16 protein-coding genes are annotated in these 13436 nt (G+C 47.2%); 11 read left to right on the top strand and 5 right to left on the bottom strand.

Annotated features, from left to right (window positions below):
• The first annotated feature begins 25 nt into the window (after window positions 1–25).
• From GVY43_RS07315 to GVY43_RS07305, 3 genes are read left to right on the top strand one after another with little or no spacing between them, the layout of a single operon-like run.
• A complete protein-coding gene (locus GVY43_RS07315) occupies window positions 26–676 on the top strand; it encodes an SIMPL domain-containing protein (protein ID WP_159562697.1) in 651 nt (216 codons plus the stop codon).
• A complete protein-coding gene (locus GVY43_RS07310) occupies window positions 673–1113 on the top strand; it encodes a hypothetical protein (protein WP_159562696.1) in 441 nt (146 codons plus the stop codon). Before GVY43_RS07315 ends, GVY43_RS07310 begins: the two co-directional genes overlap by 4 nt.
• A gap of 56 nt (window positions 1114–1169) precedes the next feature.
• Complete coding sequence (locus tag GVY43_RS07305) at window positions 1170–1637, top strand: flavodoxin family protein (RefSeq protein WP_012727018.1); 468 nt, start codon at window positions 1170–1172, stop codon at window positions 1635–1637.
• A gap of 126 nt (window positions 1638–1763) precedes the next feature.
• Here the strand turns inward: GVY43_RS07305 and GVY43_RS07300 are convergent, their stop codons facing one another.
• On the bottom strand, window positions 1764–2861 hold the full coding sequence (locus GVY43_RS07300; protein WP_159562695.1) for a type I restriction endonuclease: 1098 nt from the start codon (window positions 2859–2861) through the stop codon (window positions 1764–1766).
• Window positions 2862–2986: 125 nt separating this feature from the next.
• Here GVY43_RS07300 and GVY43_RS07295 point away from each other — a divergent pair, with 125 nt between their 5' ends.
• From GVY43_RS07295 to GVY43_RS07280, 4 genes are all read left to right on the top strand, one after another.
• Window positions 2987–3385 carry a hypothetical protein gene (locus tag GVY43_RS07295; protein WP_159562694.1) on the top strand — a complete coding sequence of 133 codons (399 nt, stop codon included), beginning with the start codon at window positions 2987–2989 and terminating at the stop codon, window positions 3383–3385.
• A gap of 86 nt (window positions 3386–3471) precedes the next feature.
• Window positions 3472–4584, top strand: a complete 1113-nt coding sequence (locus GVY43_RS07290) for a M14 family metallopeptidase (RefSeq protein WP_159562693.1) — start codon at window positions 3472–3474, stop codon at window positions 4582–4584.
• 75 nt (window positions 4585–4659) lie between these two features.
• Window positions 4660–5463: an alpha/beta fold hydrolase gene (locus GVY43_RS07285; RefSeq protein WP_041917926.1), complete on the top strand. Its 804-nt coding sequence runs from the start codon at window positions 4660–4662 to the stop codon at window positions 5461–5463.
• A gap of 254 nt (window positions 5464–5717) precedes the next feature.
• A complete protein-coding gene (locus tag GVY43_RS07280; RefSeq protein ID WP_012727014.1) occupies window positions 5718–6146 on the top strand; it encodes a CBS domain-containing protein in 429 nt (142 codons plus the stop codon).
• 84 nt (window positions 6147–6230) lie between these two features.
• Here GVY43_RS07280 and GVY43_RS07275 read toward each other — a convergent pair whose 3' ends face one another.
• The gene (locus tag GVY43_RS07275; protein WP_159562692.1) at window positions 6231–7178 is read right to left on the bottom strand and encodes an LLM class oxidoreductase; all 948 of its coding nucleotides are present in this window, start codon (window positions 7176–7178) and stop codon (window positions 6231–6233) included.
• A 10-nt stretch (window positions 7179–7188) separates the two neighbouring features.
• Entirely contained in the window at window positions 7189–8391 is a 1203-nt protein-coding gene (locus GVY43_RS07270) for an MFS transporter (protein ID WP_159562691.1), read from the bottom strand.
• Window positions 8392–8653: 262 nt separating this feature from the next.
• Here GVY43_RS07270 and GVY43_RS07265 point away from each other — a divergent pair, with 262 nt between their 5' ends.
• The 3 genes from GVY43_RS07265 (at window position 8654) to GVY43_RS07255 (ending at window position 10455) form a co-directional block, all read left to right on the top strand.
• Window positions 8654–8980, top strand: coding sequence for a helix-turn-helix domain-containing protein (locus GVY43_RS07265; protein WP_078147375.1), 327 nt, complete (start codon window positions 8654–8656; stop codon window positions 8978–8980).
• 81 nt (window positions 8981–9061) lie between these two features.
• Window positions 9062–9565, top strand: a complete 504-nt coding sequence (locus GVY43_RS07260; protein WP_074036164.1) for a cupin domain-containing protein — start codon at window positions 9062–9064, stop codon at window positions 9563–9565.
• Window positions 9562–10455: an aldo/keto reductase gene (locus GVY43_RS07255; protein WP_159562690.1), complete on the top strand. Its 894-nt coding sequence runs from the start codon at window positions 9562–9564 to the stop codon at window positions 10453–10455. The genes GVY43_RS07260 and GVY43_RS07255 overlap by 4 nt, the downstream gene beginning before the upstream one ends.
• A gap of 41 nt (window positions 10456–10496) precedes the next feature.
• Here GVY43_RS07255 and GVY43_RS07250 read toward each other — a convergent pair whose 3' ends face one another.
• Complete coding sequence (locus GVY43_RS07250; protein WP_159562689.1) at window positions 10497–10928, bottom strand: Lrp/AsnC family transcriptional regulator; 432 nt, start codon at window positions 10926–10928, stop codon at window positions 10497–10499.
• A 118-nt stretch (window positions 10929–11046) separates the two neighbouring features.
• Between GVY43_RS07250 and GVY43_RS07245 the strand changes: the two genes are divergently transcribed.
• Window positions 11047–11460 (top strand): carboxymuconolactone decarboxylase family protein, encoded by a 414-nt coding sequence (locus tag GVY43_RS07245; protein ID WP_159562688.1) that lies wholly within the window; start codon window positions 11047–11049, stop codon window positions 11458–11460.
• 122 nt (window positions 11461–11582) lie between these two features.
• Here GVY43_RS07245 and GVY43_RS07240 read toward each other — a convergent pair whose 3' ends face one another.
• Window positions 11583–13277, bottom strand: a complete 1695-nt coding sequence (locus GVY43_RS07240) for a M3 family oligoendopeptidase (protein WP_159562687.1) — start codon at window positions 13275–13277, stop codon at window positions 11583–11585.
• Window positions 13278–13436: the final 159 nt, after the last annotated feature.

The following is a 13436-nucleotide window of genomic DNA, read 5'->3' as shown; positions in this document are numbered from 1 at the left end:
TCAAATCGATAAGGGGGAAATGGATATGGAACGGAAGATTACCGTAAAAGGGACAGGGAATGTCTCATCTCGACCTGATTTGATTGTGATTCACATGGACCTTGTCTCGAAAGCGCCACGATACGAAGATACGATGACCGAGGCGACAAGTGCGGTGTCCCATCTTCAAAAAGCCATCACGAGCGCAGGGTTTGACAAGACGGACCTTAAAACGAGTGACTTTTCCATCGATACGGAATATGAGAGCTATCGTGATCGAGATGAGAATTATCGGTCGCGGTTTGTCGGATACGTCTGTAAACAGAAGACGAAGCTCGAATTTGCGCTCGATACGTCCAAACTATCGGACGTCATCGAACAAATCAGTCAATCTCGCGCAAATCCTACACTCTCCATTCGTTTCACGATGAAAGACCCGAATACGATTGAAGATCAGCTATTGGTGAGTGCTGCGGAGAATGCGAAGAAACGAGCAGAACTTCTTGCGAAGGGAGCAGGCGCTGAACTAGGGGACTTGCTTCAAATTGACTACACGTGGGGGGAGATTCACCTGTTTTCGCCTACAAACGTCCTCTATAGTCAGGACGTCGTCTATTCGGAATCACGGATGCCCGAACTCGAACCAGATGACATTGACGTCAGTGATTCGGCGACATTCGTCTGGAGTCTCAAATGAGGCGACTGATTTTCTTGATGCTCCTTTCACTCTCGATTGCGCTGCCCGCATCTGCCCTTTCCTGGGCCTATACGTTTGTCGTGTTCGACCGAAACGCATATGAAGTGCTCGACACAACAATCGAAGAGGATGCACTCGGTGACGTGATCGGTGAAGTGGAGACAGTGGTCAATGATGAGACGGGACGTTACTACGGGAATGCTTCGAACGGATATCCGATTGGGACGGTGTACCGTGAAGTCAACGGGGAGTCTGTGGAAGACGTCATTGCGGTCGAGGACGGTTCGGAGTGGAAGCGAGCGGAGTATCGATTCGAAGCACCGTATCATTCACGTGATTTTATCACCTTCTTCGGCTATTTGCTGCTCGGGATGGGCATCATCATGATAAGTTGGTCGTTCTTCAAGCGAAGTTCGCTGTACCAAAAAGAAGCATGAACGAACGTGGAAATGGGAACGGGAATAAAGAAAGGTTCGGTAAAGGGGGATTTATCATGAACATCTTGATTATTTTTGACTCACTATATGGTCATACTGAAAAGATTGCTCATGCGATGCAGCAAGAGCTGTCGAAAGACCATGAGGCACGTATGGAACACGTATTGAATATTGGATTAGGCGACTTGGCACATGTCGACCTGGTCATCATCGGCTCACCGACACATGGGGGATACGAAACGGAAGACATTAAAGTATTTTTGGACGGAATTTCGGACAATGCGTTACGAGGGAAACGGACGGCTGCCTTTGACACGAGTGTCGTCAAAGAGAAACAGAATCCGATACTTGGTAAAATCATTGATTGGTTCGGTCATGCCGTCAATCGGGTCGAAGGGGAAATGATTGAAAAAGGGGCGACGGGTGTCCAAAAAGAGTCGTTCCTCGTCGATGGGACGACGGAGATGTTGAAGGAAGGCGAACTCGAACGCGCGAAAGCGTGGGCGCGTGAGTTGGTCGGATAATACACGAAACGCATTCTGATAACAGAGTGCGTTTTTTAGTTGAAGAGGACGAGAAGAAGAGAAAAGCGGGTAAATATTAAATAAGGCATAAAGAACGATAATTGTTCTCTATGCCTGTTCGAAAGATTAATTCACTTCAATGATATCTTTTACAATTGTTCGAAGTCTTTCTGTGTATTCTTCAATTTCATAGACATGATTAATTTTGTGGCGAACGTTAGGCTCATCTCGGAAAGTGATGTATTTGTTCGTTAATGAATTTAAATGTAGACGACAAACCCATTTCCGATTACTATCATCAATCAAAATATTGAAGTAACTAGCGTTATCTCTATAAAAAATTCGGTCTTTATCAATTACTGATCCTAATAATACTTTCACTGTCGCATATCCTTCGATTTCTTCTTGAGTTGTTTCAATGATTGGTTGTGCTGGAATATCGACCGTTATTTCTTGCTCTTCTTCATTGGAAACAGGATCATCTATATTTGGCATTGCAGTGGGTTCTGTTTCACCCGAAATTGCATGCTTGATTCGTTCATTTAAATTTTCACTGATAAATTGATTGAAGGCTTTAGAAACAATTGGTCGGAACTTATCGACCACAGTTTGTGTCTTCATACCAAGGTAGCATTCTTGAATGAGTAGTTTGATTAATTCATCACTCGGTGACTGAGACAAGGTCTTTAGTTGATCTTTAATTGCACTGAGATATTTAAGTTCTTCCGCTGTCGAAAGAATTGTATTTACGTTGAATTCTTGTTTTTTAAACTTATATAGTTCTTTGATTTCATTATCTTTAATGTTTGATAATACGATTTCAAAGAAAGGAGTGCTATCCATCACATTAGGAGATTCTAAATCTGTATAAAAGCGATACATGTCACCATTTGTCAAGATTGCAAATTTTGCTTGTGTCGTTCCAAAATACCGAAATAATTGAGAATCATGTTTTGTTAATCGTTCATTAATAGATTTAGCTTCAATTAGAATTGTTGGTTTACCATCCTCCATAATGGCATAATCAACCTTCTCGCCTTTTTTTATACCTACATCAGCAATATATTCAGGAGTAAATTCTGCTGGATTGAAAACGTCATATCCAAGCGTTTGGAAAAACGGCATAATCAGAGCGGTCTTCGTGGCTTCTTCTGTCGAAATTGAGTGTTTAAGTTGTTTGATGCGTTGAGAAACAGTACGAATATCTGAAGAAAACTTTTCCATTATAATAACCTCCGATATTTGCATTTATTAAGTTAATACTACCTTTTATTATCGTGATAGTAAATTTGTCTTTATATAGTTTTTTAATTGTTAAGGAGATTGTCACAATAGAAAGGGTGATATCCATGAAAAAAATGGAGCGGGATGTATTTGTCGGTTGGATTGTCGTCGTGCTTGTCCTCTTGATGCATTTTCTGATCACCGTGTCTCTCGGCAACTCGTACTTTGCTGAAAGTTCGTTGAATCGAATGTTGTGGCTTTCGAGTTTTTCGGCATTCTTAATCGCATTCGTCGCAGCCTTCTTCCAAAAAACGAACACTGTCTTCCTAGCGGTTCGTCGTGGGCTACTGTGGACCATCGAGTTGATGGTCGCCTTCACCATTCTCGCTTGGGTGTTCCGTTCTTTCGAAGGACTGTATGCGAATGCTGGTCTCTACTGGTTGTTCGGTGCCGTCTTAATTGGACCAATCTTTTATATGATGGCGTTCCGACGTCAACATTCGAAACGAATCCGCACCCCTTGATTGAAACGCTTCCTCTCAAAGGAGGCGTTTTTAGATTGCCTCAGGATGGGAAAGGATAGAGAGAAGAGAGATTGGAGGAGAGTGCGATGAGCCAGTATTTTTCATCATCTTACGAAGAGTCGCGAGAGAAGTTCTTGAACTTACTGTCTGAAGTGAAACGATTTTATCCGAAAGCGGAGCTGTTGACACACTCGATCGGGGATGAGAGTATCGACGTCATTTTAGGAGAACCGAAACGAGAACGAAAAGCGATGATTCTCATGACGATCGGGGAACATGGGATTGAAGGGTATGCGGGCGCCGCGGTGACCCATCAATTTGTACAAACGCAACTCGCGCATGTCCGTCATGAGACGACGGGGATTTGTCTCATACATGCAGTGAATCCATGGGGGATGAAACACTTTCGACGTGTCAATGAACACAATGTCGATTTGAACAGAAATTACGTCATTGATCGTGAGTCGGTCCCATATAACGTGAACCGTGAATATGAGCTGATGCGCCATCTCTTCGTACCGGATGGAGTAATTGACGACTACCATGAGGCGCGTGAACAGATCTATTCATTTCTCGGCTCTGGAATTAAGCTTGATGGCTTCAAAGCGATGAGTGGAGCAAAAGGGATGGGGCAATATCAATTCCCGAAAGGTGTGTATTACGGGGGAGAAGAAGACGAACCGTCTGCCATCTTTTTAAAAGGGATTCAACATGATTTACTTGAGCGCTACGGAAAAGTCGTCCATCTCGATTGGCATACCGCACTCGGACCGACGAACGAGGTTACGATGGTCATCAGCAAACGGGACGGTCGCACGGAAGATGAGTTAAAACAAGCGTACGGTCTAGTCAACGTCAACGTGTATGACCCGGACGAGGTACTCGGAGATTCGACGAATCATTTTTACTACGTGCGCGATACGGAATACCCGGACAAGGGTCTCGTTTCTGCCTTATTTGAATTCGGTACGTTTGGGACGTCGACAAAAGCATCCATCCGTGAATTTTTAACGATTATTTTAGAGAACCGGCTGTACTTTGAAGGGACAAAGGACCCTGAGGCACGAAACGGTATTCAAAACGAATTCATGGCGATGTTCTATCCGGAAAACGCGGATTGGCGAGAAGCTGTTTTACGAGAAGGAGCGAAAGCCGTTGAAGGTTATCTAAAAGGTGAAGCGCTCTGGCGCGACACATAAGAGGGTTTCTCGAAGTTGGAATAGGGAACAATGAAGTTGTGAGTGTTTTCGCTAAATAATGACTGTGGAGGTTGGATGATGGGATATATTACAGCACATGACGGTACAAATCTATACGTAGAGGATGTCGGGTCTGGGGAACCGATTGTCTTCTTGCACGGCTGGCCAGCAAACAACAATATGTTCGAGTATCAGAAGAATGCGCTCGTCGAAGCGGGATATCGCTACATCGGCATTGATTTCAGAGGATACGGGAAATCTGATGCCCCGGCGACAGGTTATGACTATGAGACAATGGCGTCTGATGTGCATATGGTCGTTTACGGACTTGGCTTAAAAGATTTCACGCTCGTCGGTTTTTCAATGGGTGGGGCGATTGCAGTTCGCTACGCTGCCGACTATAAAGAGGATGGTCTGAAAAAGTTAGTGTTAGCGGGAGCAGCAGCACCAATCTTCACACAGCGTGCAGATTATCCATATGGAATGACAACGGACGAAGTCGACGCGTTGATTGACGATACACGGGCCGACCGACCGAAGATGCTCGAAGGGTTCGGAGAAATCTTCTTCGAGAAAGAACATTCGAAACCGATGCAAAACTGGTTCCACCATCTCGCGCTCGTCGCGTCGAGCCATGGGACGATTGCCTCGGCACAGGCGTTACGTGACGAAGATTTACGAGATGCCCTGCCGAAAATTGATGTCGAGACGTTGATCATCCATGGAGTACATGACAAGATCTGTCCTTTCGCATTCGCCGAGCAGATGGAGCAAGGCATCTCGAACGCGCGAATCGAGCGCTTTGAAGAGAGTGGACACGGTACGGTGCTGGATGAACGAGAGAAATTTAACGATACGTTGTTGCAGTTTGTTCAATAATCGATGGCCTCCGAATCGGGGGCTTTTTGTATGTCGATAAGGGTAAGAACCAACGAAAACGGGTATAATTCAATTGGAGTTCCCTTCCATTTTTTGAATCACTGAAACATCGCTGTGACTAGAGTCACGATGTTTTTTTGTGTTGTTTTGGAGAAAGGGGGATGAAACCAGATTAGAACATGGATTTAGTTCAACCTGTCCTACCATTCATGGTACAATAGCGGGGTGGATTAACAGATTGAGGAGAGATTTAAATGAATATCGCTTTCTTTTTATATCCGAAAGAAGACGTCAAATATTTGGACCCCGAATCAACGGTACGACAAGCACTTGAAAAGATGAAGCATCATCGATTCACGTCTGTCCCACTCGTTTCGGAGAACGGATTTTACGCCGGGACGATGACAGAGGGGGATTTACTCTGGGCACTCGCAGAACAGCTTCGCGGGGAAGAAGACTATGAAAAAGTGCTCCGGACACGTCTAAAAGACATCAAGCAACGCGTTCGCTATAAGCCGGTCTCGATTACGGCACAAATTGAAGAGCTCGTCGATGCGATCACGGACCAAAACTTCGTGCCGGTCGTCGATGATGGGAAGTATTTCATCGGCATCATCCGACGCCGTGACATCATCGAGTATTACTCGACAAAGTTGAAACAATTGGAGAATGAAGTCCGATAATGAACAAGCCAGAACCGACTTACGGTTCTGGCTTGTTTTACGTTTCTTTCAGCTTCGTTTTTAAAAATAGGAGTAGGGCAAACCTCAATCAAGTGGTGGAAAATGTGGAAGTACATATTCACCTAATTCATCGATGACTTCTTCGGCTGGACGTTCTCCGTCGAAGAGAGCGAAGAAGAGGTGGTTCACGCCGATGGCACGATACGCTTCAAGCAACTTGATCAAGTGGTTGCGACCGAGTCGGAATCCGAGACGAATCGGTGTCGGTGGCTCGTCTGGGTCGTGCGTCAAATCAAGATGCATCGGCATCGAGAACGGACGAAAGGCACGACCATGCGCTTCACCGCTCGCACGCCACGCGTTGAGCACTTGCTGTTGTGCGAAAGGTGCCTGAGGGTAGTACATCCACCCGTCTCCGTTCGTCCCAAGCCAGTCCATGTCTTGTTGTGCGAACCCGGTGATCATCGTCGGGATCCGCTTCTTCGGACGTGGCACGAGCGTTGCCTGTTCGACCTCCCCATAAGGTGATTCAATAATTGGGTAGTTGTTATAGAGCGCCTGCTCCATGACACGAAGCGATTCTTTGAACTGGTCGCCACGTGTCGAGTGATCGACTCCGAGCCCTTTGAAATCGGCGCGACGGTCACCTGAAGAGATCCCGAGAATTAATCGTTCTGGGAACAATGCTTCAATCGTTGCGACTTCCTTCGCCGAACGAAGGGGGTGACGGAGTGGCAAGACGAGCGCGGACGTACCGAGCGCAATGTTTTTCGTTTGACCAAGTAAATGTGTTCCGTAGATCAGCATATCGTAAATTTGACCGACAGCCGGGTCTAAAAAGTTCGGGTCTTTTAGTAGGACATCCCGTAACCAAAGAGCCGTGAAGCCGTAATCGTCTGCCTTTTGGGCAAGCTCGACTTGACGCTCGAGGGTCGGGGTACGCATTTTAAAATTCTCTAAAGGAATGTGGAGGCCGAGCGTGAGCTCGCCCTCCCGGTACATCCGGTTGTAGCTTCTATGATTGTTGAACATAAGCGCCTCCTTAGTTTGCTTCCAAACGACGTGAAATGGCTGTCAAGATGACGGCGATGATGACCATGATGCCACCGACCCAAGGGGTATGCACAAGTCCGATTGAATCGGTGACGAGTCCACCGATTGTTGCGCCGAGGGCAATCCCGATGTTGAAGGCCGCGATGTTGAGTGCGGATGCGACATCGACAGCGGCAGGTACATATTTTTCAGCCAATTGCACGATATACAGTTGAAGTCCAGGCACGTTCATGAAGGCGAGGAGTCCCATCAAGACGATGGCAATCAGACCTGCCACTTTGAACGGAATCATGAACGACATGATGATCATGACCGCTGCGTGAACGATGAACATATAGAACAATGCTTTCGCTGGATTTTCGTTGGCGAGCTTTCCACCGACCGCGTTCCCGATGGCGACTGCGATTCCGTAAACAAGTAAGACGACACTGATCAAGCTCGGGCTGATCTTTGTCACGTCTTGCATGATGGGTGTCAAGTACGTGAAGGCGACGAACGTTCCGCCGTAACCGAGTGCTGTAATCAAGAATCCGAGCATGAGACGACTGTTTGTGAGCAGTTTCTTCATATCTGAGAATTTCGCAGGTGGTGACTGTTTCAAATCTTTCGGGATCAAGAAGAAGCTTGCGATGATTGAAATGACACCGAGTGCTGCGACGGCGAAGAATGTGGCGCGCCATCCGAACGCTTGTCCGATGAAAGTACCGAGTGGGACTCCTGTAACGGTTGCGACAGTTAAACCTGTGAACATGAGTGCGATGGCACTCGCTTTTTTATGTGGTGGCACGAGTTGAACAGCAATCGTTGCCCCGATGGAGAAGAAGACACCATGCGAGAATGCGGTGATAAATCGGGCGACAATCAAAAGTTCAAAGGTGGTCGACATGGCCGAGACCAAGTTTCCGCCGATGAAGACGACCATGAGTGCCATGAGTAACGTCTTGCGGTTCATCCGGTTCGTCAGTGCCGTCAAAATCGGTGCACCGACGGCTACGCCGATCGCGTAACCCGAGATAATGAGACCCGCGAGAGTGATGCCGATGTTTAAATCACTTGCGATCGATGCGAGGAGACCGACCGGGACGAACTCGGTCGTTCCGATGCCGAAAGCGCTGATCGCGAGGGCGAGTAATGCCAACCCTCCATTTTTAGGTGCCTGTTCTTCGACAGGTTGTGTGTACGGTTGATTCATGAGTAGTTCCTCCTAAAATAAATGAATAGTGTGGAAGACGAGGGCCCTTCGTCTCCGGATAGCAAAGACATCTCACTTTCCTCTATTGTTCAGTACGGTCGAAAAAGTACCTTACCGTCTCAAGGGGATGTTACAAGTGAAATGAACTTGTATAGATTTGCTACAGTTGCTATCATAAGTGCATGAAAATAGTTTGAAAAGTACGTACTTTTTAGTGCGGTAGGCACCAAAAAGTGCCTATGTAAGAAATGGAGGAAACGAAATGCCATATAATATTCCGGTCGAAGCGACACTTGACGTCATCGGCGGTAAGTGGAAAGTCGTCATCATGTGTCACTTGATTAAAGGGGAGCGACGGACGAGTGAACTTCGTAAACTCATGCCGAACATCACGCAAAAAATGCTCACCCAACAATTGCGTGAGCTCGAAGCGGATGGTGTCGTCGTTCGTACGGTGTTCGAGCAAGTTCCGCCGAAAGTCATTTACTCACTCTCTGAGTACGGATGGTCACTCAAGCCAATCTTGGACGCCATGTGCGCCTGGGGCGAGTGCCATATCGATCAGTCCGGTGAAGAGGTCATTTCATAACCATCACGGTCGTCCAATACGGGCGACCGTTTTTCGTAGTGACAAGTCGGGTACAGGGACAGAGACAAGGAGGGAATTAGGATGGACGTGAAAACTTTTTTGTTTACAGATGACGGCTCTATTCCCAACCATCCGGATTATCCGGCGCTCCTCTATCGTGGCGTCTTTGATGACCCGAGCGGGATGCGAGAGACGTTTGCCCATAATGAATGGACGAACAGTTGGGTGAACGGGGTGTTCGACTATCATCACTATCACAGCAACACGCATGAAGTATTGGGCATATTACAAGGTGAAGCGACGCTTCAACTCGGAGGGACGAACGGTGACCTCGTCCGCGTCCGCCTAGGTGATGTCCTCGTCTTACCGGCGGGAACGGGACATCGTCGCATCGAGGCGAGCGAAGATTTTCAAGTGGTCGGGGCATACCCGGACGGTCGTGACTATGACACGTTGACAGGAAAGACGGAAGAACGACCGGACAACGTAAAGCGAATCGAACAAGTCGAAAAGCCGAAGTTTGACCCCGTCTTCGGGACGACGGGGCCACTACATGAAGCATGGACAAAGGAGGAAACGTTATGAATCAACGACTACCACATTCTTTATTACTTGCAGCTTTGAAGCAAAACGTCGTCAAATTGAAAGACGGGCGCGAGATGCGCGCACTCGGACAAGGTACATGGCGCATGGGGGAAGACAAATCGAAGCATGATGCCGAGGTTGAAGCGCTTCGGACAGGAATCGACTGCGGACTCCATGTCATCGACACGGCGGAAATGTATGGGGAAGGGGAGTCTGAGAAGTTGGTAGGGGAAGCAATCCAAGACCGACGCGAAGATGTCTTTCTCGTCTCGAAAGTGTATCCATACAATGCGTATGGCGACAAACTCGTCAGCGCATGTGATGCGTCGCTCGAACGACTCGGGACGGACTACCTGGATCTTTACTTACTCCATTGGCGAGGCGATGCCCCGCTCGAGGAGACGATTCAAGGGATGGAACAGCTTAAAGCGGACGGAAAGATTCGGGCATGGGGAGTCTCGAACTTCGACTTGGACGATATGAAGGAATTGCTGTCGCTACCGAATGGAGACAAGTGCGCGGTCAATCAAGTGCTCTATCATCTTGGCAGTCGCGGGATTGAGTACGACCTCCTTCCTTATCTAAAAGAACAAGGGATTCCTGTCATGGCATACGCTCCACTCGCTGAAGGAAGTGACGTGAAAGAAGAGGTCTTCAATAACGAAACGATCAATCGGATCGCGGAGTCGTATAGTGCCTCAGTCGCGCAAGTCTTACTTGCTTGGACGATCCGGAGCGGACACGTCATCGCCATCCCGAAAGCCGGACAGGCCGAGCATGTCGAGGAGAATGCGGCAGCGCTCTTGCTCGACATGAGTGAGGAAGATTTTGCTTCGCTCGATGAGGCGTTCCCGCCACCGACAACGAAACAACCGCTAGACGTCATTTAAAACGATAAAGGACTGGTAATTTCGCCAGTCCTTTTGCATGTTCACTTTGACTGAATGTCAATTTCTGAAAAGATGAATTGTGTTTTTGTTTGAGCATACGGAATAACTTCATCAATAAATGATTCAGCCGCAGAAAAAGATGAGAACTGTATTTTGATAAGGTAACAGGCGTCACCCGATATGCGATAACAAAATGAAACAGTAGGTTGCTGTTTCAAATAATGAAGAAATGCTTCGTATTGTCCATTCTTCACTGTTGCCTCGATGATACATTGAATTGGAAGACCTAGCTTTTCGTGATCAAGTACAAGCGAGTATTGTTTGATGACTCCAAATGATTCTAGTCGTCGAACCCGCTCGTTAACGGAAGGAGCGGAAAGTTTAATACGTCGTCCGAGCTCACTCATGGAAAGACGGCTGTCTTGTTCTAATTCATAGATAAGTCTGTGATCAATTTCATCGATTTTTAGCATGACAGGTATTTTGCCTCATTTCGTTATTTATTGAATGTTCATAGGTACATTTTGATTGTGGATGAAATGGAGTTGGATGAAAAGACCTTTTATCATATAAGTACAGGAGGTGAAGGAAATGCCAAGAATTAAGTTAGCAGAGCATGGAGGGACAAAGTTTGAACGTTTACTTGGTCATAATATCGAAATTCAAGAAAATTGGTCAAAACTAGGGGATTCATTGAATAATGCTGGTCAACTTTCTCCCAAATTGAAAGAACAAGTCCGTCGAACACTTGCGCAACAAAATGGATGTGAATATTGCCGAGCAAAGGGAAAACCAGATCAAGTTCAATTCGATGAACAGGTAACGGTTGCCGTAGGTTTTGCGGAAGTTTTCTTAAAAATGAAAGGAGAAATTCCATCTTCTATCATTGAAGTGTTAAAAGAAACATTCACGGAGGCGGAAATTAGTGAATTGTGTGCCTTTATTACGTTTATGACAGCATCCCAATATGTAGGGGCGATGTTAGGGTTAGAAGCGGAAATTTGACATATACATATCAAATTCTCCTCTCTTTTTTAGGGAATAAAAAGATTGATTTGCCTTTCATACTTCAGTACGAAGTAAACCCAAATGAAAAGACCACCGGAAGCTTCCGATGGTCTTACTTATCAGTTCGCGAGCGGATGTTTCAAGAGATAGTCTTCGATTTGATCAATCGTTTCTTTCAACACGCCGTCTGCGAATGGTGATTTGAGACCTGCCAGTTCGACGAGTTCGAGGAACGAACGGCTTCCGCCTGCCTGACAGAGCGTGAGGTAATCGCTCCATGCCGCTTCGCGGTCTTCATGCATGCGCACCCAGAACTGGAATGCACATACTTGTGCGAGCGTATAGTCGATATAGTAGAACGGGCTTTGGAAGATGTGACCTTGTTGGTGCCACCATGCGCCCGATTCAAGATAGTCGTTCGTCTCATAATCACGGTGCGGGAGATAGACCTTCTCCAAATCGCGCCACGCCTGACGACGCTCGGCAGCTGTCATCTCTGGGTTGCGGTAGACGACGTGTTGGAACTCATCGACGAGCACGCCATACGGAAGGAACGTCATGCTACCTGCCAAGTGATTGAACTTATACTTGTCGACTTGGTCGCCGAAGAAGAGCTCCATCCATGGCCAACAGAAGAATTCCATCGACATCGAGTGGATCTCACACGCCTCATAAGTCGGGAAGGCGTATTCCGGTGTCGTCAAATGACGGCTTTCATACACTTGGAAGGCATGACCGACTTCGTGCGTGAGAACATCGATGTCGCCTGCCGTCCCGTTGAAGTTCGAGAAGATGAACGGAAGTCCTTCAGACGGTAAGTACGTGCAGTATCCGCCGCCAGATTTCCCTGGTTTCGCCGTCAAGTCGAGGGCGCCGCGTTCCTGCATGTACTGGAAGAACTCGTCCGTCTCATTTGAGAGTTCACGATACATTGTGTTTCCGCCTTCGATGATGAACGACTCATCGCCTTGCGGTGTCGCGTTTCCGTCTGGGAAGACGAACGACTCGTCATAGTAATAGAGGTGGTCGACACCGATTCGTTTCGCCTGCTTTTCTTTCAAAGCAGAAGCGAGCGGGACGATGACGTCACGGACTTGTTTCCGGAAGTTGTCGACCATCGACTCGTCATAACCGACACGCTGCATCCGTGCATAACCGAGTTCGACGAACGACGGGAAGCCAAGGGCGTGAGCGATTTCCGTACGGACGCGTACGAGTTCCCCATAAATGCGGTCGAGCTCATCGCCGTTATCAGAAAGGTATGTATAGCGGGCGACAGATGCGGCTTTTCGGACATCACGGTCTGGTGATTGAAGATATGGGCCGAACTGTGACAAGTTGAGTGTCTTGCCGTCAAACTCGATTTGCGCAGCGGACATGACCTTTTGATAAGCTGTCGCGAGGCGGTTTTCTTCCTGCAGTTTCGGGATGAGTGACTCCTCGAACGTTTCAAGTGCGCGCTCGGCGAGAGAGAACAGTTGGCTGCCCCATTCCGCTTCGAGTTCAGTGCGAAGCTCGTGGTTCGTCAAGACGCGATAGTACGCTTGAATCTCCTTCTCATAGACCGGAAGTGCGTCGTCAAAGAATGCCTGTTCTTCTTCGTAAAACGAATCGCGTGTGTCGACGGAATGTCGGATCGCGACGAGTTGACTTTGTGTCTCAAAGTCGTTCCGTTCTTTGTTGATTTGGCGAATGAGTTCGTTCGCTTCCTCGAGTGTGCTGGCTTGCTGTAATTCGGCAGAATAGTCCGACAATCTGCTGTTTAAAGCGTCCAAGTCGGGCCGTTCATATGACAATTTTGTGAAAGTCGTCATTGTAAGCGCCTCCATCGTGTGAAATTTTTACAAAGTGTAAAAAGGGCTTGCAAAAGCGATTGCACACTCGTATTCTTACGATGTGTAAAACGATTTCGCACTACCTTATTACAACTATACCGTTAATAGGGTAGGGATTGAAGTATTAGCTTTTCGGGT

Source organism: Exiguobacterium sp. 8H (assembly GCF_902506255.1).
Lineage (GTDB): Bacteria > Bacillota > Bacilli > Exiguobacteriales > Exiguobacteriaceae > Exiguobacterium > Exiguobacterium profundum.
The sequence above is the reverse complement of the archived record's forward strand: the minus strand, read 5'-3'. Positions and strand labels throughout refer to the sequence as shown.